Below are 20,719 nucleotides of genomic sequence, written 5' to 3'. Positions count from 1 at the left end.
CTGACGGCAAGCCCTTCGCTTACCGTCAGCCACACGCTCATCACTTCCCAACTATTAGGCCCAAACCAATTTGCCGAAATCGGCAAATGCCTTGAGATCCTCATCGATTGCAGCCAGCAAGGCCAAGCGGTTCGTCCGAATCGCATCGTCCTCAGCCATAACCATAACGGCATCAAAGAATACGGTGATTGCCTCTCTTAGTCCGCCGATCCGTTCCAACGCACCGGCGGCATCCCGCGAAGCGAGTGTATTCCGGTATTCAGTAGAGACCGAACGCCACGCTTCATACAAGGCTTGTTCCGCCGGTTCGGCGAGCAGATCGGAGCGAACTTTCTCGCCGGTCGCTTTCGCCGCAAGGTTGCTGACCCGGCCGAACGATTCGACGGTCGACTTGAAGTCTTCCTTCGTATCAACGGCTTCCATCAGCGCCTTGCCGCGAGCAACCGAAGAGACGACATCATCATAGCCGGCCGACAGGACCGCATCCACAACGTCATAGCGGAGATTCTCGTCCGACAGCGTCTTTCTGACGCGGAGGCCAAAGAATTCCATCAGATCCTTCAAGATTTCCTCTTCGCTGCGTTTGAGTCCGCGGAATTGTTGATGCGTCTCCAGCGCCAGCTTGAAAATGTCGGTCAACGAAACCGACAGCTGGTGTTCGACGATGATCTGCACAATCCCGGCCGCTTGACGGCGCAATGCGTACGGATCCTGCGACCCGGTAGGGATAATGCCGATCGAGAAGCACCCGGCGATCGTATCGATTTTGTCGGCGATGCTGACGATCGAACCAACGGAAGAAGCCGGTACGGCATCATCGGCGAAACGCGGCTGATAATGCTCGAATACGCCTCGTGCCACCGCTTCGGGTTCGCCTGCTTTGCGGGCATAATCCTCGCCCATGACCCCTTGCAATTCAGGAAATTCGTAGACCATTTGCGTCACCAGGTCGAATTTGCAAATCTCGGCTGTACGCGCGGCGGCTTCCGCCGTCCCGGTATCGGTGCCAAGCATCGCCGACAGCTTCTCCGTATTGCGACGGATGCGGCGCACCTTGTCCCCGATCGTGCCGAGCTCGTCATGGAACACGATGCTTTCCAGCTTGGACAACGCGTCCTTGATCGCCAGCTTCTGATCTTCCTCATAGAAGAATTTCGCGTCAGACAAGCGGGCACGAAGCACCTTCTCGTTGCCGCGGGCAATCAGATCCAGCGAGGTGTTGTTGCCGTTGCGCACGGTCACGAAGTAAGGAAGCAGATTGCCTTGCTCGTTCAACACCGGGAAATACCGCTGGTGCTCGCGCATCGAGGTGATCAGCACCTCCTGCGGAATGTTCAGGAACGATTCCTCAAACGTGCCGAACAACACGGTTGGCGTCTCCACCAGGAACAGCACTTCCTCCAGCAAATCTTCTTTCACTGCGATATGCCAGCCTTTTTCCTGCGCCAGGGCGTTGATTTGGTTTTGAATTAAGGTTTGACGTTCATTTACATCCGCGATGACATGCTGGGCGCGCAGCGTTTCCACATAAGCCGCCGGCTCTTCAATGACCGTCTCTTTCCCCAGGAACCGGTGTCCCCGCGTCACATTGCCGGACTTCACACCGGCGATTTCCAGGTCGATCACGTCTTTGCCGAACAACGCCACCATCCAGCGGATCGGGCGAACGAACTTGAAGTCGTAATTCCCCCAACGCATATTTTTCGGAAAATTCATCGCCTGCAAGATGCCCAGCAATCCCTCTGCGACCAGGCTGGACGTCTCTACGCCAATCCGGCTCTTGCTGACGTAGACATACTCGGTGCCGCCAACCTCCCGGAACGTGAACTGCTCCGGACTGGCCCCTTGGCTGCGGGCAAAACCCAGCGCCGCTTTGCTCCATTCGCCGTTCTCGTCCAGGGCGATTTTGCGCGAAGGCCCTTTGACCTCCTCATGCACGTCCTCTTGCTTCTCGGCGACGTCTTTAACCCAAACCGCCAACCGGCGCGGGGTTGCATAGGCTTCCACCGCTCCGTGTTGAATGACCGATTCCTCCAGCCACTTCACCGTCCGCTCCTTCAATTGCTCCATCGCAGCGCGGATGAACCGGGCCGGCATTTCCTCTAATCCGATTTCGAACAACAGGTCCTTAGCCACGTGCGGCACCCCCTTTCTGAAGCATCGGGAAGCCGAGCTTCTCGCGTTCCTCGAGATAGGTTGCGGCAACCTGGCGCGCCAAATTCCGCACCCGCGTGATATATCCCGTCCGTTCGGTCACGCTGATCGCGCCGCGGGCATCCAGCAGGTTAAACGTATGCGAGCATTTCAGCACATAGTCGTAAGCCGGGAACACCAAATGCTGCTCCATCGCTTTGCCGGCTTCCTGCTCGTACATGTTGAACAGCGTAAACAGCATTTTCACGTCGGAGATTTCAAATGTGTATTTGGAATGCTCATATTCCGCCTGATGGAAAACATCGCCGTACGATGTCCCGTCCACCCATTCGAGATCAAACACATTCTCTTTGTCCTGGATATAGGAGGCCAGGCGCTCCATGCCATAGGTAATTTCCACGGCGACCGGATTCGTCTCGATCCCGCCGACCTGTTGGAAGTAAGTAAACTGCGTCACTTCCATCCCATCGAGCCAGACTTCCCAGCCGAGGCCCCAGGCGCCCAGGCCCGGATGCTCCCAGTTGTCTTCCACGAATCGGATGTCATGCTCCAGCGGGTTAATGCCGAGCCGCTTCAAGCTCTCCAGGTAGATCTCCTGGATATTGTCCGGCGACGGCTTCATAATGACCTGGAACTGGTGATGCTGGTACAGCCTATTCGGGTTCTCCCCGTAACGGCCGTCCGCCGGGCGCCGGGAAGGCTCAACGTAGGCTACGTTCCACGGCTCAGGGCCGATGGAGCGCAGGAACGTCATCGGGTTCAGGGTACCCGCTCCTTTTTCCACGTCATACGGCTGCACGACGATACAATTCTGCTCCGCCCAGAACTGCTGCAGCGTTAAGATCATTTGTTGAAAGTTAATACTCATGGCGAACCTCATCTCCTAACCTTCAGGTTTGTTCAGCAAGCTCGGTTCAGGGCAATATAAAAAGCCCCCGCCTCTACGCCTGCTGTCAGACGTAGGGACGAGAGCTGTTGCTTCCCGCGGTTCCACCCTACTTGATTTGCCGCTGGCCGCCTATCGGTGACCCTTGCCGACAAATCCGCTTTTCACGATCGGTTATGCTCCCGGGACGCCGTTTCACAAGACCGTCTATCCGGGCTCTCACCGTCCCCGGTCGCTTGCTTCGACTGGAGATCCTTTAAGATCCGTTCAGCCGATGTATAGACCTTGCCTCGTTACTCTTCCCGTTCAACGCACAGAAATTCTTTTATATATTAACTAATTTTATCTGGTTCGTCAAATTTCATACTTGTCGAGCTGATCGAGAAAATGGCGCGACTTCAGCTTGAGTCCGAGCTGCATATCCATAAATGCGCGCATCACGGTTTTCAGCTCCTGTTTCGTTTCGTCTTTGACCTCTACGTTGCCGAGCCGGCGCAGGTCCATCTTTTCGAACAGCATCAGCAGCTTGAGTACCCCCGGCGATACCTGCATCGCAGCGGGGTCCTGATGACGGCAAGCTCTGCACAGCCTTCCGCCCAGACGCGGGCTGACATAAGGTGAATCGTCGGCACGGCCGCAGGACACGCAACTCTCGAACGAGGGGCCGTAGCCGGCCGCCTGCAGGATTTTCATCTCAAATAGATGGATGACGATCTGGGGATCCTTCCCCGAGGATAAGCCGGTTAGACAAGCCTTCAACTGGGTATACCAGAAGCTGCCGACCTCTTCGTCCTGCAGCGTCTTGTCTAGCAGCTCGCAAGCATACGAAGCATAGGCCGCCAGAAAAAGATCCTCACGCAAAGAAAAGTGAGATTCGATGATCTCACCTTGGTTTAAGGTACCCAAACCGCCGTTCTGACGGAAGAACACGTATTCTCCATGTGTAAAAGGCTGGGTCAGGGCGGCGTGGCGGCTCTTGACCTTTTTGGCCCCGCGCACCAGCACCCCGATTTTGCCGTTCTGTTCGGTGCATAAGGTAATGATTTTATTGCCTTCCCCATAATCCATGCTGCGGATGACGATTCCTTCCACTCTGTAGAGCATTTCTTCTCCCCCAAACTCGCCTCTCCCGCAAGATCGGTATTACTCGGCTTCTTCCTCTACAATCAGCTCTTCGGCAGCCGCAGCCTCCTCCTCGTACGGGCCGCTGGCTTCCTTATAAAGCAAGTAAGCATCGACATCTCCAGTCATCGCAAAATACTTCCACGAAAAATCTCGCATTCGTATTCACCCTTTCTTCGGAAATGACGCCTGCATCTTCAAAGATAGGATGTGCGCATGAGCGGGATCTATGCGTTGCAATAACTCCCAGTATAGAGGAGGTTTATTTCGTCGACTTGTGATCACGAGCTTCAATCCCAGCAGGATTTCGCCTTGAATTCACCCGGGCCAAGCGGATGCTTCCTAAGCATGTTTCCTACGGAAACATTTCCGTTTTTTGGAAATAAAAGCCCCTTAATAGCCCTTTAAGCGTCCTTATGGAACCCAAGGTCCCTCAGGATGCGCTCCTGGTTGCGCCAATCTTTCTTGACCTTGACCCATAACTCGAGAAAAATCTTCGACCCGAGCAGGTTCTCGATGTCTTGCCGGGCCTGCTTGCCAACTTCCTTCAGCAAAGCCCCTTGCTTGCCGATGATAATCCCCTTTTGGGAATCGCGCTCGACGAAAATCACCGCGGAAATGTTCACCACGCCGTTCTCTTGGACACGCATGTCTTCAATCGTGACGGCGATGGAATGCGGGACTTCCTCGCGGGTCAGGTGCAGGATCTTCTCCCGAATCAGCTCGGCGCAAACGAATTGCTCCGGATGGTCCGTAACCTGATCTTCCGGGTAATATTGCGGGCCTTCCGGGAGGTATTTGCCGATCTGTTCCAGCAGGGTATTGACGTTGTTCCCGTGCATCGCTGAAATCGGCACGATTTCGCTGAACGAGTGAAGCTTGCTGTACTCCTCGATCAGCGGCAGCAATTGCTCCGGCTCCACGCGATCGATTTTGTTCAGCACCAGAATGACAGGGGTCCGCAAGTCCTTGAGTCGCTCGATGATAAACCGGTCGCCGCCCCCCAGCCCTTCCGCGGCATCGACGAGGAACAGCACCGCCTCGACCTCGCCAAGCGTGTTGAGCGCCGTCGTGTTCATATAGTCGCCAAGTTTGGATTGGCGTTTATGGATCCCCGGGGTATCCAGAAACACGATCTGCATCTCTTCCGACGTGTATACGCCGTGAATTTTATTCCGCGTCGTTTGCGGTTTATCGGACATGATGGCGATCTTCTGCCCGATGATCTGGTTCATCAGCGTGGATTTCCCCACGTTCGGCCGTCCGACAATCGCCACGAAGCCGGATTTGAATTTTGCTTTTGCCATAATAGAATTCCTTTCGTTATGACCTGGTCATGCTCTGACCGTCAATGTCCGTGTTGGTTCTAGTAACCCGCGTTAGCACGCGGGCAGGAGGTACTGGAATACAGGCCAGTCCTGGTTGCTAGTTGGTCGGTGGTTCGGCATGTGGACCGTGATGCGACATGTGAACCGTGTGCGACATGTGAACCGTGTGCGACATGTGGATCGTATACGACATATGGATCGTGTGCGACATGTGGATCGTGTGCGGCAGGTGGATCGCCTGTTGGCGTTGATCGAACTGCGCGTAACGGAACGTAATGACCTTATTTGCCCATTTCCCGGCTATTTCCCGCTCTAACGGAACCCAGGGCCTTTATTCGGCGCTTACGACGTCCATTTCTCGCATTTTGTCCGAAATAACGTCTCCTGTTTCCGTTAGAATCCCACCGTGCTCTTATACCTGTAAATAACGTCTCCTGTTTCCGTTAGCGGACCGCAGGGACCACTCACTCGCTAGGACACGAGGAGCGGAGCGTACGTTTGGGGGACGTGAGCACCTGAAATGTTTCCGTAGGAAACATGCTTCGGAAGCACCCACTTGGCCCGGCTGAATCCAAGATTCGACGCCGAATCTGCAGCGCTGCATCCGCTTCGTGATCCGGAGACGTCTTTTTGCACTACATACATCTTCTAGTCTAGATGGGAGGGGGCGAAGGCGTAGGGAAGCAGCTCCCGCACCGTCGTCTCGCGGATGTCGCCCTTCAGATTGCCCAGGATCACGGGCATGTCCGGGCCGCACAGCTCCAGCAGCACCTGGCGGCAGACGCCGCAAGGAGCCACCGGCTCCTCCGTGTCGCCAACGACGGCGATCGCCTGGAACGTCCCCGGTTGGTGTCCGTCGGCGATTGCCCGGAACATCGCGGTTCGTTCGGCGCAGTTCCCAGGCGTGTATGCGGCATTCTCTATATTGCAGCCACGGTGTACACGGCCTTGACTATCCAGCAGAGCTGCCCCAACGCCAAATCCCGAATACGGAATGTAAGCCGTCTTGCGGGCCTCAATGGCTTCTTGCATCAATTGTCCGTAATCCATATTCCTAGCATCTCCTTCACAAAGGCAAAATAAGTACGGGTACAGCTTATTCGAACCGCCGGCTTGCCCGAGGTTAAGACAGCCCCAGCCATCTCATCACCGGCTCGTAGAAGATCAAGATCCCGATCGCTGCGGCAAAAACCGCTGCGACCAGCACGGCCCCGGCCGCGGCATCCTTGGCGATCTTGCCAAGACGATGCCACTCCGGGGCTGCGAGATCAACGACGGCTTCGATCGCCGTATTGACAAGCTCAAGCGAGATGACCAAAGCGATGACGAGCAGCAGCAAGGCCATGTCTCTCCCAGGAAGAGACAACGCAATCGCCGCGGCAATCACGATCACGGCCGCAACGCAATGAAACCGCACATGCCGCTGGGTCTTCAACGACGTGACGATTCCCTCCAGCGCATAACGAAAGGACGAACTCCAGCGGCGTGATGGCTTCATCAGCGAACAAGCCCAACCTCGGCCAATGCCGCTTCCTGCTTCCCCATCATTTCCGCTTCACTGGCGGCGTCTTGATGATCATAGCCGAGCAGATGCAAAAAACCGTGCACAAACAGGAACCCGATTTCCCGCTCCAGCGAATGGCCGTATTCCTCACTTTGCGCTTTGGCCCGGTCTACGGAGATAATGATATCTCCAAGTACGTCGGTCAAATCGTCCAACTCTTCATCTTCCTCGAGCTCATAAACGATTTCCGGTTCTTCCTCAACCGATTCGTTCATGGCGAACGACAGGACATCCGTCGGCCGGTCGATTCCGCGGTAATCGCGGTTCAGCTCATGAATCGCCTCGTCGTCTACGAACGTCAGCGCCACCTCGCCTTCGGCAATGCCCTCGGCCTGTCCGGCGATCTGCAGCACGCGATCCAAGAGATCGATCAACTCCTGCTGGATCTCCATTTTATCTTGCTCATTGCTCCAAGCCAGCTGTAGGCCCATTTACGTTTTGCCCCCTGTCCTTCTCCTCGTTCTCTTTACTCTTCTTCACTTCTTCCGGATATTCAATCCGCGAGTGGAAGATGCCCATGACCGTTTCCTTCAGCGTTTGTGCGATCAAATCCAGTTCCCGCATCGTCAAGTCGCACTCGTTAAACTGGTGATCGTCCAGACGACTCTTAATAATCTTCTCGATCATCGACTCGACTTGCTCCACCGTCGGCTTGCGCAAGGAGCGCACCGCCGCCTCAACACTGTCCGCGATGCCAACCACAGCCGCTTCCTTCGATTGAGCTTTAGGCCCCGGGTAGCGGAAATCCTCTTCGGTGAAATCCGGTTCCACCCCTTGTTCTTCCGCCAACCGCAGCGCCTTGTGATAGAAATAATGCAGGAACGTTGTTCCATGGTGCTGCTCAGCGATATCGCGAATCGGCTTCGGCAGCTTATATTCCTTCTGCATTTCCACCCCATCCCGAGCATGGGCGATAATGATGGATTTGCTTAGCTTCGGATCGATAAAGTCGTGGGGGTTCTCCATGTTGTTTTGATTTTCGATAAAATAGCTCGGCCGCTTGGTCTTCCCGATATCGTGGTAATAAGAGCCAACACGGCACAGCAACCCGTTGGCGCCGATCGCTTCGGCTGCCGCTTCCGACAGATTGCCGACCATAACGCTGTGATGGTAGGTGCCCGGCGTCTCCGTCAACAACTTGCGAAGCAGCGGATGGTTAGGGTTCGACAACTCCACCAGCTTGAGCGCGGAGAGGATCCCGAAGGTAACCTCGAAGAACGGCATCAAACCGATCACCAAAATCGTCGTCACCAGCCCCCCGGCCACGGAGAAACCAAGCGCATACAACGTGCTCGTTTGCGTCCAGTCCTGATTGTCGATCAACTGCAGCGTAAAAATCGACAATGCGCCAAACAAACAGATCATGATCCCCGCCTTAAGGAGCGTGGAACGCTGGCTGGCCCGGTGAATGGCAAAAATCGCTGCAAACGAAGTCACCAAAGCGAAGAACCCGAACTGAAAATCAAAAATTTCGCTTTGCCGTTGATTGAGGATGATGCTGGCCAGAATCCCGAACAGGATCGAGCATATGTAAGCGAGCGGCAGATCCAGCAGCAGCGTGATCAGCATTGCACCGGTAGCGATCGGCGCCAAATAACCGATATAGGATTGCTGTTCCGTCTGCAAAATATTAATGACATGCATGGATATGATCGTGATGAGAATGATCAACAGCAGCATGACGAACTGCGCATTGTTGTACTTGAACCGACTTGCGCCTTCCGATTGGCGGATAAACATAATCAGCCCGGTCGCCATCAGCAAAGACAGCAAAACGAGCCCAAATTGCGGCGAATAATCAACCTCATTTTTCAACAGGCCGTTCTTCTCCAGCAAGGTGTACATTTCCTGGGTAATTCTCTCGCCTTTTGGGACGAGCACATCCCCTTGCTTGATATAGACGGTAGGCGTATTCTCGCGCGCTTCCACCTTCGCCGTCTTCGTTGCTTCCTCGTCGTAGAACTTGTTGGCGGTGATCGACAAACGAGCCAGCTCCTGTACGACTTCACGTGAAGTCCGTTTGCTCAGGGAACTGGTACTGACCATCTCGGCGACTTTCGCCCGCGCAGCCTGCGCCTCAACGATCGGGTCGGCGGTCAGCCGGGCAACGATATCCGCAGCAACCGGCTTCATCTCATTGATATCCTCCGCCGTCAAGCGGGGAATCTTGATAAAAGTCTCTTCCGAGATATGGTATTGCTGCTCATCAACGCGCTGGGTTACCTCTTCAAACAAGGTTGGCGAATAAACGCTGGAATTCCGGTTATTCATGATGAAGTTCTGCACGTAATCCTTCACGCGTTGCGGCAGTTCCTCACGGTAGATCTTGATCTTGTCGTCCTCGGTAACCTGATCGTCCTGGTTTAACCGAAAAATCCGGTCAAGCATTTGCGCAACCAGCGTCTCATTGCGGAGCGGGAGAATCGTATAGACCTGTCCTACCTTCTCGGCCGCTTCCTCTTGCGCCTTCAGCGTCGCCTTGGTATCGGGAATGTCCATCGGCGCCATAATTTCCTTGTCGCTGGGCAAACCTACCGCGATGTCATACGTTTCGGGAAGCAGCTTGGGCGCCAAACTGACGTAAAACATAACGACAAGCAACGCGAACAGAACATAACGCACGCCGGTGCTATGTTTCCATCCCGTAATTCTGGATTGAAACGCCCCTTTCTTTTGCTGATCGTCATTTGTCATCTCAGACAGCCCTCCTGAACATGGTAAACCCTAAAAGCGTATGCAAGCTTACCCTTGGTTTTCGGCAGCGCGGTCGTACGCTACAATAATCTTCTGCACCAGCGAATGGCGAACGACATCCGATTCGGCAAACTGAACGAACCCGATCTCTTCAATCCCGCTCAGAATCGCTTTGGCTTCCACCAGCCCCGACTTCTTCCCCTTGGGAAGATCGATTTGCGTCACGTCGCCGGTAATGACCATTTTGGAACCAAAGCCAAGCCGGGTCAGGAACATTTTCATTTGCTCCGGGGTTGTGTTCTGCGCTTCGTCCAAAATAATAAAGGAATCGTCCAGCGTGCGGCCCCGCATATAGGCGAGCGGAGCGATCTCAATCAGCCCGCGCTCCAAGGCCTTGGCGGTTTGCTCCGGCCCCATAACATCGTACAATGCATCATACAGCGGACGCAGATACGGGTCCACCTTCTCCTGCAGGTCCCCCGGTAAAAAACCAAGGCTTTCCCCCGCTTCAACCGCCGGACGCGTCAGGATAATCCGTTTGACCGAGCCTTCCTTCAGCGCCGTGATGGCTAAGACAACGGCTAAATACGTCTTGCCTGTCCCGGCCGGGCCGACGCCGAAGACGACGTCCCGCTTCTTGATGGTTGTCACGTAGTGCTTCTGTCCGATGGTCTTCACCCGTATCGGCTTGCCTCGGTAGGTGATGGCGATTTCGCCTTTATATAAATCAAGCAGCTGATCCGCACGGAAGTCCTTCGCCAAATCGATTGCATATAATACGTCCCGTTCGGTTAAGATGTATCCGTTCCGAATCAGTTCAAGTAACACTTCAAACAACTGTTCTACCTTCTCCGCTTCACGTTGCTCCCCGCGGATGGTAATTTCCGATTCCCGCAATACAATGCTTGCCGGTAAATGCTGTTCAATCAATTTCAGAAATACGTCCTGAGGGCCGAATAACGAAAGTCCTTCAGCCGCACTGTGCAGCGGTAATTTGATGTTCACCAGTTGTTCCGACAAATAGCCTCATTCTCCTTGATCATGTACTATCGGCACTTCTTCCGCAATGTTCTGTTCTACTTCGAAATGCACTTTTATATAAACTTTACCATTGTCGGCCTTCTCATGCAAAATTTTTTGATCCATTACGACGCTGTCCGTGCCGTATTTGGCCAAAATATCGCGTTTTGCCCGCTCGATCCCCTCTTGTTTGGCTTGCTCTTCCGTCCGTTTCAGCTCCAGTTCGGTCGTCTCCATGACCTTCTCCGTCATCCAGCCAATCGGGAGCTTCCAGCCGCGCCAAGTCAACGGGTCCTGATCGATCATCGTCTCCGACGCCATGTAAGCGACTTTGCCGTAGCCGGTCAACTGAATCGCCGTATTGCCGAAAAATAAATATCCCCGCTGCTTTCTCTCTCCGGTATACACCTTCTGCTTGTATACCAGCGGCACCTGGATATTGTACTCATGCCAGACGATACCGCGGATTTCCGCTTGCGGAACGACCGGCTTGCCGCCCTGAAATCCCGATACCAGCACCTGGCCCTTCTTCACCCGATCGTTCTTGCCAACCTCGGGTTGTCCCTTCTCCGCATAGATATGCGTGATCACAGCATCGTGCTTGCTGACCAGATGACTGGGGCTGACCAGCTTCTGATCCTTGGGTTTCGTCGCTTCCACCACCTGGATCGTGATTCTCGTTCCCGTGCGGGTAACCCCTACCCAGGAGGTGCCCGGCAGCTTGCGGGTTAATTCTGCAGAGAGCTTGTCCTGATCAGGCAAACGGAAAATCCACTGAAACGGGTAGATGCCTTCCTGTTTCGCCGCCTGAAGCACGTCCTGCGAAGCGATGTCCTTATTCCCTCTCACCTCGACGTCCCAGACAAGGGAGGACAAACAAAAAATCGCCGTCAGAAACAGGACAAATCCGGCGATGAACCCCTTTCTCTTCCACACTCGGACCCATATGAACGGCAATCCGGAGCGCCCTCGGACCGACATCCGGCAGCCTGTCCGCTTCAGGAGCGGCCGCAAGCGGAAGAAATCGGATAACGCGATCTTCATATCCATTTGCCCTCCGGGCAGGGGCTGGACATCCCAGATCTCGATCCCCTGGCGGGACAGCTCGTTCACGAGCTGTTCGATCGATCCTCCGCGGACCGTGATGGTCACGATGCCCCTCAACTGGCTTAATGCCGGTGATTTCACGCTTCATTCCTCCGTTCCACGATATTTGATGCCAAAGATCCGGCCTTCCACGACCACTTCTTCAGGCATGATTGCTTTAATGACCAGTCCGCTGCCCTCAACCTCCAGCGTGCCTTGACTGAGCGCCAAATGCAGCGCTTCGGGGGAAAAGTGGACAACGCCCCGATGATTCTCTATATACAGCTGCTGACCTCCAATTAAGGTGAGCCTCGGCAAATCGAATACAAGGTCGCTGGGCAGGTCGAGCGCATCAACCGTCCATTTGCGAATTTTGCGGACAAACCGGCTCATATGAGGCAATCCTCCTTCCCCTACTGTACAAATTATGCGGCCCTGCTTGGATTTATGAGAGAGGAAAAGGAGAACAAAAAGCCAAGGCTGCTTCGGGCGGCAACCTTGGCTTTCTAAGGGGTAACAAATGAAAAAACACCTTCTACGAATCAAATCGTAAAAGGTGTTTGTCTCTCGAAGTTATGGCAAAAGCTGTTGAACCGTCTGGTTTACGAGTTTGCCATCTGCCCGGCCTTTCACCTTAGGCATCAGCGCGCTCATCACTTTCCCAATTTCGGCTTTCGAAGAAGCACCGGTTTCCTGGATGGTCTGCTGTACAATGACTTTAATTTCTTCTTCGCTTAGCTGTTCAGGAAGGTACACAGCAAGGATCTCCGCTTCCGCTTTCACTTGCTCGGCAAGATCGTCACGACCTGCTTTTTCAAATTCTTGGAGGGCATCTTTGCGCTGTTTGATTTCACGACTTAGGATATCAAGCACTTCATTATCGTTCAAAGTTCTTTTCAAATCTATTTCAAGATTCTTCATCGTAGCACGAACCATTCGAATGGTGGAGAGCTTGAACTTGTCTTGACTCTTCATCGCTTGCTTCATATCTTCGTTCAATCGCTCGCTAAGATTCATCGCTGATTAAATCCTCCTAAAACTTTCTCTTACGAGCAGCCTCGGACTTTTTCTTGCGCTTTACGCTTGGCTTTTCATAATGCTTACGTTTCTTCACCTCAGCCAATACTCCATCTTTCGCGATGGAACGTTTAAAGCGACGAAGTGCAGCATCAATTGTCTCGTTTTTGCGAACTTTAGTTTCAGACACCAGTTTTCCCTCCCTCCGACCAGACCGTCCAAGAGCATAACACGGTTCATCAAACTTCATTATAGGGGAAAGAGAAATAGGGTGTCAACCTGAGCGCCCGCATTTTTCTCTTCCAATTTCTAAAAGAAGTTTTAGAGCGCGTGCGAGTTTGAAGATTGCACCAGAGCGCCGAGCTTAGCGCCCCCGATCAGGTGGTAATGAAGATGCGCCACCGCTTGTCCGCTGTCGGGTCCGCAGTTGTTGATCAGCCTGTATCCACTCTCCGCAACGCCCAGTTGCTTCGCGGTTTCCTGCGCGATCCGATGCATCTCGCCGATCAAAGCCAGATCCTCTGAAGCGACATCATTCATCGAGGCGATATGCTTCTTCGGGATGATCAGCACATGCACCGGTGCAGCCGGCTGAATATCGTGAAATACGAGAACGCGTTCATCCTCGTAAACCTTACTTGAGGGAATTGAACCTTCTACGATTTTGCAAAACAAGCAATTTTCCATCGAAAAGCCTCCTCAGCATCCTATTTGCTACTTCTCATCATACCGAAAATGGACAAAAAAAAGAAGCACCCTGCGTCCTCAATAACTGAGTTGGCTGTTCGCACGGACGTATTGGACGGAAAATCGCATCTCGTTCTCAGTCACCAATACGTCCGGCGGGGTGCTTGCAAATATGATGTCGGCTAACTGTAGTATAACAGCAGGGTGATACTGTATCTGTGATGTACATCACTACTTGAAATGTTATTTTTCTGGGAGTTGTCATTTTAATAAAGGTTCAAAAGTCGGGTTTTGAGCATCGAGAAGGTTGGATGAAACTAGGGACTGAGTAGCGGAGCGTAGTGGTAGCTACGTGAGCAACGGAAGGCCCGGTTGAATTCAAGATTCGATGTCGAATTCGCTTCATCGTTAAAGCTTCATGATCAAAAGACGACTTTTGAACTACCTTATATGAAATTGCGCGTGTCGTTGTTGCGTCCGATCTTGTAGGCTGCGAGCAGAAAGAACACCAGGGTGAACGCGGCCAGCACGGTCAGGTTAAACCAAATCCGGTCGAAGCCTTCGCCTTGCTGCAGCGTTTCAACCGACTGCAGGACCCAATGCTGCGGCATGAACTCGGAAATCCGCCGCACCGTCTCCGGCATGATCTCGCTCGGGAAGAAGCAGCCCGCGAGCAGGCAAGTCGGCGTAATGATGATGTTCTGCAATGCGCCGGATACGCCGCTGTTCTTGGAGAAGGCGACGATCACAAGCGAGAGGCTGATCGAGACGAGGGAGAACAGCATCAGAAGCAGCGCCATCTGCCCGAACGGAATGCCGGTATCGATTCGGAACACCTCCTCCATGAAGAAGAGGGTAACCGCGATCTGCACCGTCATTACCACCAAGTTCACCATAAGGTTGGCGATCACGAAATTTCTAGCGTTGATCGGGGAGGAAATCACACGGAAGAAGGTCCGGTCCTCCCGGCTTTTCAGAATCAATTCCGACAAATTCACCGCCGACATCATCATGAACAAGATCAGGAAGCCGATCGTTAGATAGGTCATGGCTTGCCTTTTCTCTCCGGAGCTGTCGGCTGACTGGACGATCAGTTTCAAGCCGGAGTTCTGGTAATCCGCGTAAAGCTGCGCATATTTCGCCTCGTCGCCCTGCGCTGCCCGGCTGAGGGCCGCCATGTTTCCTGTATAATTATATAACATTGCCTTCAGGTAGGCGGTGACTTGCGCGCCTTTGACGGACTGAATGCGGAGGTGATCCGGCTCTCCGGCGAGCAGGCTTTGCGAATAGCCTTCTCCCAGTACAAGCCCGCTGTCCAACTCCCCGGAAGCGAGTTGTTCTCGCAGCTCCGTCTCCGTGACTTCCGTCAGGCGAATCTGATCGAGCCCTTCCAGAAATTGAATCGTATCCGCTGCAACCTTGTGGTTCCCGTCCTGATTGACGACGCCAACCCGCAGTCCGGTCGCTCCGACACCGCCGTAGAGGATGACCGTCAACAAGATCCCGCCCAGCGGCAAGCCCAGATATAAAATCAAATTTTTGCGTTTACGAAACGTCGTCCACAGAATATGGGAAGCCAGCCACCCTATATCTTTCAGCATGTTACAGCCCCTCCTTGCGCCGCATCATCCACCCTGCCGTGAGCAGTAACACAGCGGCTAAACTGAGATTCAAGACCACCACCGGCCACATTGCCGCGACCTGATCGTTATAGATCATCCGTGTTATCGCGATATTAACCCACCGTATCGGCGAGAGATTGGCTGCGTAACCAAGCAGACCCAAGTTCTCATCCGCCCCCATGGGAAAATACGCTCCGCCGAAGAATGCCGCCACTTGAGTAAGGATCATAAGCACGCCCCGCGTAGCCGTATCTTTCAGCACATAGCTGATCGCCAGCCCCAGACTGACGCCCATTACAACCTCTGAGCCCAATACGGTAAGCACCGCAATCGAGTGTTCTCCCCAATAAGCCTTGAAGGCAAATTTACTGAAAACCATAAGGATGAGCACACACAGCATGTTAATCAACAGACTTCCAAGCACCTTGCCGGCGAAAATTTCGCCTTTGCGCACCGGCGATGCCGCCAGACGCATGCCCGTCCCCTGCCGAATCTCACCGGAGATCAGCCGGCTGGCAGAAATCGAGCTCCAGAAGGCAATCATGGAGGTCATAGCCAGCGCGTAATAATCAAGCGAGCCCGGCTGCCGGTCGGCGGTGATTGAGGTTTCCTCGATGTAATCCCGCGTATTCGCCGAACCTGCGGTCATAACTTCGGCAGCCTGGCCGGGAGCGTTCTTCTCAATGGCCAGAACCGCATTGAATTGCTCCGCAAACGCCGTCAGCAACCCTTGCACGACATTGCTTTGGATAGCATTCCGCCCGCTTAAGTAAAGCGATATGCCTGAGTCCCCCAGCTCAAGGTATTCGTCGTAATGGCCTGTTTCAACTTCCTTTTGACCGTCTACATCCGGGGGGATCCGCTCGAACGACAATCCCATGTCAGCGGTTTCCTGGGCAAAAGCCTGAAAAGCTTGCGTCAAGGCCGGGTTTCCGCCATGATCCTTAACCAGTACGTGAATGTCGCCTATCTCCGCCGTTCCGCTGAAGGTGTCCGACAGGGCTGTGCCGAGAATTAACATCAGCACGATCGGGAACGCGAGCATAAACACCAACGTCCAACGGTTGCGCGTCTCCCGCCTGAACTCCTTGAGCGCAATCGATAATGTATTCATCTTGTGTCTCCTCCCTGTGCGATCGGGTTAACGACCGCGCTCTAGTCCCGTAAATTTCGCCCCGTCAGCGTCAGGAATACCGTCTCCAGGTTCGGGTCCTGCTCCTCGACAGAACGGATGACAGCACCGCCCTCGAGCAGTTGCTTCAGGATGCTGCTAAGGTTATCCACCGACAGATCGCTATAGATCCGAATAACTTCATCCTGTGCCGTTACCGTGCGCACTCCGGGCAATGACCGGATCAACCCCAGGAAAGCTTCGCCCTCCTGCTTCAGCTCAATGCGCACTTCCTTCACGTCGGTGATCGTGGCGATCAGTTGCTCCTTCGTCCCGTCCGCGATAATCTTGCCGTGATCGATGATGGCGATCCGTGAGCAGATTTCTTCAACTTCCTCCATGTAATGGCTGGTATAGATAATCGTACAGCCCATCTCATTCAGCTTGCGGACAGAGGCCAGAATATAGTTGCGCGATTGCGGGTCGATCCCGACCGTCGGCTCATCCATGATGATCAGCTTAGGCCGGTGGGCAATGGCACAAGCGATGTTCAACCGGCGTTTCATCCCGCCGGAGAAGTTCTTCGGATAGCTCTTGGCTTTATCCGTCAAGCCGACGAATTGCAGCGCTTCCTCGGCCCGTTCCTTGAGCTCCGCTCCCCGCAAGCCGTACAGCCCGGCGAAGAACTTCACGTTCTCATAAGCGGTCATGTCCTGATAAATCGCCAAATCCTGCGGGACGATCCCCAGATTCATTTTGGCGAATCGGCTGTGCTTCGCGATATCCTTATCCAGGATGCGGATCTCCCCGTCAGTCGGGCGCAGCAGCGAGGCGACCAGATGAATCGTTGTGCTCTTGCCGGCACCATTGGAGCCGAGGAATCCGAAGATCTCTCCTTCCTTCACCGATAGAGACATATGATCAACCGCGATAAAGTCACCGAACTTCTTCGTCAGATCGCGAATCTCCAATACATTCATTCCAACCTCTCCATTCCTGCTTCGTTCTTGACCTTATTGTAGAAAAAAAGGATGCCCTTATGTCAGTGCATAAGTTCATCCTTTGTGCATGAGAAAGTTCATATTATCGCGGAGACGGGACCCCCGGCGGGTGAGATTCTTCATTCGGCAAGCGGAACGTATGGAATTAAGGTCGTCACCTTGAACCCGTGCGACCCGTCCGCGATGACGGTGCCGTTAACCGCGGCCGTCCGCTCCTCCATGCCGAGCAGCCCCATTCCTTTGACGATTTTGGCTTGTCCCCGGCCATTATCCGTGACGACGGCTTGAATCCATTTGCCCAGCACGCGCACTTCGACCTGCACAGAGGTAGCCTCCCCGTATTTGGCCGTATTCGTCAGCGCCTCCGTCACGTTGTCATGAATGACCTTCCAATAAAGCGGCGTAATCTGCTCAAGCTCCCCGCTGTGAACGAACGAGGTCTGCAGTCCGGACCGGCTGCCGAAGGCCTCCACGGCGTTTCTCAACCGATGAATCCCTAGCTGCTCCACCGGGGGCTTCATGTTCTTGAGCGTTTGCCGAATCTGCTCAATCGATTCCTGGGCGATGCCGATCGCATTCTGCAGCAGCTTCTCCGCTCCCGCCGGATCGGGATGCAGCACCCGTTTGGCGGCTTCCATCTGGATCAGCGCCCCGGTCATGGAATGACCGATGCTGTCGTGAATCTCCTGAGAGAGTCGGTTCCGCTCCTCCAGCTTGAAGGTGTATTCCGAAGCCCGGATAAACTCCTGGTTGCCGTGCAATTGCTTACGCAGCTTCTGCTGATCCAGACGCAGCTTGTCCAGTTGCTCCTCTTGCTGGCTCAGGCGCAGCAGAAGGCGATGGACGCAGATCCCGGCGAGGAGGCTGAGCGCCACAATAAACGCGTAGACCACGGCAAGCGCCCCCTCCAGGAACAGCAGCGGGATCGCCAGCAATGCCGTAATGACGACACGCGTCGCGGTCCCTCTCGCCGTTTCATAGGCGCTTAGCGGGAGCAGGAGCACGAACTCCGGGTTGACGTAAACCGCGCAGCAGGCGCTGTACACGACTATTCCCCCATAGATCGCATTCCGATAGGCCGCCTTGGGAAGCAGGAGCGCAGTGAGATCCAGCGCCAGATATAGCAAAACAAACAAGACCAGCCACGGCGACGGCGAGGCTTCACCCGCATAAATCAAGGCTACCGCCAGGCCCAGCACAAGCCATCTGTTGCCGATGCTCCATCGTTCCATCGCTTAGCGGACCCTCCCGGTCAGATAATAAATGGCGATTTGCGTGCGATGCTCGAGCCCGGTTTTGTTCAGGATGGACGTAATGTAATTGGCCACAGTCCCTTCGGAAATGAAAATCTCCTTGGCGATTTCCTTGTTGGACAAGCCCTTGGCAATTCGCGCCATGACCTCCAGCTCCCGTTCGGTGAACCGTTCCACCTCAATTGGCGGCGGTCCGGAGCCTTCCGGGACAGATGCAGCGGACGAATGGAGACCGGGTGCGGGGAGGTCTGCCCGGGCGTCCGCGGATTCGGGCTTTGGCTGCGCGCCTTCCTCCTTAGGAGCTCCACCTGTGGCAAGCGACTGCTTCAGCTTATCCAGCACTACGTCCTGGAGGACGTTATGGCCGTAATGCACGCTCTTGATCGCGTCGCGGATCCGCTCCGGGTCGTTGTTTTTCAGCAAATACCCTTTGGCTCCGGAGCGGATCGCCTCCATGATGTATTCATCATCGTCGAAGGTGGTCAGGATCAGCGGCTTCGCCAATCCCTCCTTGGTGAGCAGCCGAGTGGCCTCGACGCCGTTCAGGTTCGGCATCCGCACATCCAGCAGCGCAACGTCCACCGGATGACGGCGGCAGTAATCAACCGCCTCCTGGCCGTCCTGCACCGTCTCCGCCACCTCAAATTCCTCGAAGCTGTTCAAGATGATCCGCATTCCCTCTCGGATGAAAGAGTTGTCGTCTGCGATCAGCACCCGTATTTTCATGCCGCTCCTCCGTTTCGTACATTTCCGTTACAACCGTTCCAATTCGATGCGGGAACCCGCGCCGCCGCTCTCCGCGGGAATAACCACCAGCTTGCGGGCCAACCGCGAACGCAGCTCCGCGACATGGCTGATGATCCCCACCGATAGATGTTCGTGGTGCAGGTGCTCCAGCGATGTGATGACCGTATCCAACAGCTCCGGATCCAGGGTTCCAAACCCCTCGTCCAGGAAGAAGAACTGCAGCGGATATTGACCGCGCAGCTGAATCTGCGCCGACAAAGCCAGGGCCAGCGCCAGCGAAGCCAGGAAGGTCTCCCCGCCCGACAACGTTGCGACCGGGCGCTTCACGCCGCCGCTCGCGTCGTCGCGGATCACGAAGCCGCCGCCGGAGTCGGTCTCCAGCGCATACCGCTGCTTCGTCAGGAACCTCAAGCGCTGGGATGCGGCATGGCTGACGTTCATCAATTGCTCCTCCGCGACGTATTCCACAAATGCATTTCCGCGCAGCGCCGATTGCAGCTTGGCGAGCAGGCCGGCTTCCTGCTCCAACTGGACGCGGGCCGATTCCAGCTCCTGCCAGCGAACGTGACGGACCTGCAGGTCCTCCCAGTCCCGCTCGGCACGGGCCTTCCGCTGCAACGCCGCCTCATCCTGCTCTTTCGCTGCGGTTAGCGCCGTTTCGCTGAACTGCCATTCCTCGTCGCTGACCGTTTGTCCTGCCAGCTTCACGTCCAGCTCGCTGAGGCTGATCGCCAGCTCTTGTTCTCGGCTGCGGTGGTGTTGCACCGTCGCGGTGATGGAATCCGCTTCTCCCGGGGCGAGCAGATGATCCAGCACAGCGGCCTCCTCCTCGAAGGGCGATGCCGCCAGCGCTTGAAGCCAGCGGGCGTGAAGCTCCGCCTCCTGCTCCCGGGCGGCAGCGGCCGCTTGAACGGCGAGCGCCTCCGCCTTAGCCAGTTCGTGACTGCGGGCAGCGGTTTCCGTCTGCCGGCCCCGGCCGCTTTCCGCCTGTTGGCGAAGGGTGGCCAGCTTCTCCCGCGCTTCGGCAAGGAGCTCGTCGACCGGGCGCTCCCCGGCCACCGCATGCAGTCTCTCTTGCTTCTCCCGCTGCAGCTCCCGTTTCCCCTGCTCCTGGACTTCCCACTGCACCAGCGTCTTGTCCAGCTCGATCATTTCGCCTGACAGCGCCTGCATCTTCGCCGTTTTCTCTTCGATGAACGGCACGCTCACCGCCAGTCTGCCCCGCAGGTCGTCCGCCAGCCGATCCTTGGCAGCAAAGGACTCCATAAGCCGGGCGGCGTCCTCCGGCGTGAAGCTCGGGTACCGCTCAGCCCATTCGCGCTGTTTAGCGGCGAGGGCTTCACGATTCTGGGCGCAGCGCGCCGCAGCCTGTTCCAGCCGCTCGGTGGCCGCAGCCACGGCCGCATCGGCGGCAGCGCGCTGCGGCT

At 55.1% G+C, this 20,719-nt stretch carries 21 protein-coding genes (1 of these 21 only partly in view); all 21 read right to left on the bottom strand.

Annotation, left to right across the window (positions count from 1 at the left end; genetic code table 11):
• Window positions 1-54: 54 nt before the first annotated feature.
• Window positions 55-2,136: a glycine--tRNA ligase subunit beta gene (gene glyS, locus BN3795_RS12195; RefSeq protein WP_068784929.1), complete on the bottom strand. Its 2,082-nt coding sequence runs from the start codon at window positions 2,134-2,136 to the stop codon at window positions 55-57.
• Entirely contained in the window at window positions 2,129-3,016 is an 888-nt protein-coding gene (gene glyQ / locus BN3795_RS12190; protein WP_068785381.1) for a glycine--tRNA ligase subunit alpha, read from the bottom strand. The genes glyS and glyQ overlap by 8 nt, the downstream gene beginning before the upstream one ends.
• Before the next feature lie 378 nt (window positions 3,017-3,394).
• The gene (recO, locus tag BN3795_RS12185) at window positions 3,395-4,144 is read right to left on the bottom strand and encodes a DNA repair protein RecO (protein WP_068784928.1); all 750 of its coding nucleotides are present in this window, start codon (window positions 4,142-4,144) and stop codon (window positions 3,395-3,397) included.
• Window positions 4,145-4,183: 39 nt separating this feature from the next.
• The gene (locus BN3795_RS25065; protein WP_110945146.1) at window positions 4,184-4,321 is read right to left on the bottom strand and encodes a YqzL family protein; all 138 of its coding nucleotides are present in this window, start codon (window positions 4,319-4,321) and stop codon (window positions 4,184-4,186) included.
• A 245-nt stretch (window positions 4,322-4,566) separates the two neighbouring features.
• The gene (gene era / locus BN3795_RS12180; RefSeq protein WP_068784927.1) at window positions 4,567-5,469 is read right to left on the bottom strand and encodes a GTPase Era; all 903 of its coding nucleotides are present in this window, start codon (window positions 5,467-5,469) and stop codon (window positions 4,567-4,569) included.
• A gap of 669 nt (window positions 5,470-6,138) precedes the next feature.
• Window positions 6,139-6,540 (bottom strand): cytidine deaminase, encoded by a 402-nt coding sequence (locus BN3795_RS12175; RefSeq protein ID WP_068784926.1) that lies wholly within the window; start codon window positions 6,538-6,540, stop codon window positions 6,139-6,141.
• Between the two features lie 73 nt (window positions 6,541-6,613).
• Window positions 6,614-6,988 (bottom strand): diacylglycerol kinase family protein, encoded by a 375-nt coding sequence (locus tag BN3795_RS12170; protein ID WP_068784925.1) that lies wholly within the window; start codon window positions 6,986-6,988, stop codon window positions 6,614-6,616.
• On the bottom strand, window positions 6,988-7,485 hold the full coding sequence (gene ybeY / locus BN3795_RS12165; protein ID WP_068784924.1) for an rRNA maturation RNase YbeY: 498 nt from the start codon (window positions 7,483-7,485) through the stop codon (window positions 6,988-6,990). Before ybeY ends, BN3795_RS12170 begins: the two co-directional genes overlap by 1 nt.
• Window positions 7,457-9,748, bottom strand: coding sequence for an HD family phosphohydrolase (locus BN3795_RS12160; protein ID WP_068784923.1), 2,292 nt, complete (start codon window positions 9,746-9,748; stop codon window positions 7,457-7,459). Before BN3795_RS12160 ends, ybeY begins: the two co-directional genes overlap by 29 nt.
• Window positions 9,749-9,796: 48 nt before the next feature.
• The gene (locus BN3795_RS12155; RefSeq protein WP_068784922.1) at window positions 9,797-10,768 is read right to left on the bottom strand and encodes a PhoH family protein; all 972 of its coding nucleotides are present in this window, start codon (window positions 10,766-10,768) and stop codon (window positions 9,797-9,799) included.
• Between the two features lie 6 nt (window positions 10,769-10,774).
• The gene (gene yqfD, locus BN3795_RS12150; RefSeq protein ID WP_068784921.1) at window positions 10,775-11,956 is read right to left on the bottom strand and encodes a sporulation protein YqfD; all 1,182 of its coding nucleotides are present in this window, start codon (window positions 11,954-11,956) and stop codon (window positions 10,775-10,777) included.
• A gap of 3 nt (window positions 11,957-11,959) precedes the next feature.
• A complete protein-coding gene (gene yqfC / locus BN3795_RS12145) occupies window positions 11,960-12,247 on the bottom strand; it encodes a sporulation protein YqfC (protein ID WP_059044175.1) in 288 nt (95 codons plus the stop codon).
• 180 nt (window positions 12,248-12,427) lie between these two features.
• Window positions 12,428-12,871 carry a GatB/YqeY domain-containing protein gene (locus BN3795_RS12140; protein WP_068784920.1) on the bottom strand — a complete coding sequence of 148 codons (444 nt, stop codon included), beginning with the start codon at window positions 12,869-12,871 and terminating at the stop codon, window positions 12,428-12,430.
• A 16-nt stretch (window positions 12,872-12,887) separates the two neighbouring features.
• Complete coding sequence (gene rpsU, locus BN3795_RS12135) at window positions 12,888-13,061, bottom strand: 30S ribosomal protein S21 (protein WP_005547957.1); 174 nt, start codon at window positions 13,059-13,061, stop codon at window positions 12,888-12,890.
• Between the two features lie 131 nt (window positions 13,062-13,192).
• The gene (locus BN3795_RS12130; protein WP_068784919.1) at window positions 13,193-13,558 is read right to left on the bottom strand and encodes a histidine triad nucleotide-binding protein; all 366 of its coding nucleotides are present in this window, start codon (window positions 13,556-13,558) and stop codon (window positions 13,193-13,195) included.
• A 446-nt stretch (window positions 13,559-14,004) separates the two neighbouring features.
• Window positions 14,005-15,159 (bottom strand): ABC transporter permease, encoded by a 1,155-nt coding sequence (locus BN3795_RS12125; protein ID WP_110945145.1) that lies wholly within the window; start codon window positions 15,157-15,159, stop codon window positions 14,005-14,007.
• Window position 15,160: 1 nt separating this feature from the next.
• Window positions 15,161-16,294 (bottom strand): ABC transporter permease, encoded by a 1,134-nt coding sequence (locus BN3795_RS12120; protein WP_068784918.1) that lies wholly within the window; start codon window positions 16,292-16,294, stop codon window positions 15,161-15,163.
• A 41-nt stretch (window positions 16,295-16,335) separates the two neighbouring features.
• Window positions 16,336-17,271, bottom strand: coding sequence for an ABC transporter ATP-binding protein (locus BN3795_RS12115; RefSeq protein ID WP_068784917.1), 936 nt, complete (start codon window positions 17,269-17,271; stop codon window positions 16,336-16,338).
• 140 nt (window positions 17,272-17,411) lie between these two features.
• The gene (locus BN3795_RS12110) at window positions 17,412-18,524 is read right to left on the bottom strand and encodes a sensor histidine kinase (protein WP_068784916.1); all 1,113 of its coding nucleotides are present in this window, start codon (window positions 18,522-18,524) and stop codon (window positions 17,412-17,414) included.
• Between the two features lie 3 nt (window positions 18,525-18,527).
• Window positions 18,528-19,271, bottom strand: coding sequence for a response regulator transcription factor (locus BN3795_RS12105; RefSeq protein ID WP_068784915.1), 744 nt, complete (start codon window positions 19,269-19,271; stop codon window positions 18,528-18,530).
• A 27-nt stretch (window positions 19,272-19,298) separates the two neighbouring features.
• A protein-coding gene (locus tag BN3795_RS12100; protein WP_068784914.1) for an AAA family ATPase crosses the window boundary here: on the bottom strand, window positions 19,299-20,719 show its 3' portion. 739 nt of this gene lie beyond the right edge of the window; only the last 1,421 of its 2,160 coding nucleotides appear in the window; its start codon lies beyond the right edge, outside the window — the gene reads right to left on this strand; its stop codon occupies window positions 19,299-19,301.

The sequence above is a fragment of the Paenibacillus phocaeensis genome (assembly GCF_900021165.1).
Taxonomy (GTDB): Bacteria; Bacillota; Bacilli; order Paenibacillales; family Paenibacillaceae; genus Fontibacillus; species Fontibacillus phocaensis.
The sequence above is the reverse complement of the archived record's forward strand: the minus strand, read 5'-3'. Positions and strand labels throughout refer to the sequence as shown.

Coding starts and splice junctions, on each gene's coding strand:
- recO (WP_068784928.1), bottom strand. CDS start 4,144: ATGCTCTACAGAGTGGAAGGAATCGTCATCCGCAGCATGGATTATGGG.
- BN3795_RS25065 (WP_110945146.1), bottom strand. CDS start 4,321: ATGCGAGATTTTTCGTGGAAGTATTTTGCGATGACTGGAGATGTCGAT.
- era (WP_068784927.1), bottom strand. CDS start 5,469: ATGGCAAAAGCAAAATTCAAATCCGGCTTCGTGGCGATTGTCGGACGG.
- BN3795_RS12175 (WP_068784926.1), bottom strand. CDS start 6,540: ATGGATTACGGACAATTGATGCAAGAAGCCATTGAGGCCCGCAAGACG.
- BN3795_RS12170 (WP_068784925.1), bottom strand. CDS start 6,988: ATGAAGCCATCACGCCGCTGGAGTTCGTCCTTTCGTTATGCGCTGGAG.
- ybeY (WP_068784924.1), bottom strand. CDS start 7,485: ATGGGCCTACAGCTGGCTTGGAGCAATGAGCAAGATAAAATGGAGATC.
- BN3795_RS12160 (WP_068784923.1), bottom strand. CDS start 9,748: ATGACAAATGACGATCAGCAAAAGAAAGGGGCGTTTCAATCCAGAATT.
- yqfC (WP_059044175.1), bottom strand. CDS start 12,247: ATGAGCCGGTTTGTCCGCAAAATTCGCAAATGGACGGTTGATGCGCTC.
- BN3795_RS12140 (WP_068784920.1), bottom strand. CDS start 12,871: ATGAATCTTAGCGAGCGATTGAACGAAGATATGAAGCAAGCGATGAAG.
- BN3795_RS12130 (WP_068784919.1), bottom strand. CDS start 13,558: ATGGAAAATTGCTTGTTTTGCAAAATCGTAGAAGGTTCAATTCCCTCA.
- BN3795_RS12125 (WP_110945145.1), bottom strand. CDS start 15,159: ATGCTGAAAGATATAGGGTGGCTGGCTTCCCATATTCTGTGGACGACG.
- BN3795_RS12120 (WP_068784918.1), bottom strand. CDS start 16,294: ATGAATACATTATCGATTGCGCTCAAGGAGTTCAGGCGGGAGACGCGC.
- BN3795_RS12115 (WP_068784917.1), bottom strand. CDS start 17,271: ATGAATGTATTGGAGATTCGCGATCTGACGAAGAAGTTCGGTGACTTT.
- BN3795_RS12110 (WP_068784916.1), bottom strand. CDS start 18,524: ATGGAACGATGGAGCATCGGCAACAGATGGCTTGTGCTGGGCCTGGCG.
- BN3795_RS12105 (WP_068784915.1), bottom strand. CDS start 19,271: ATGAAAATACGGGTGCTGATCGCAGACGACAACTCTTTCATCCGAGAG.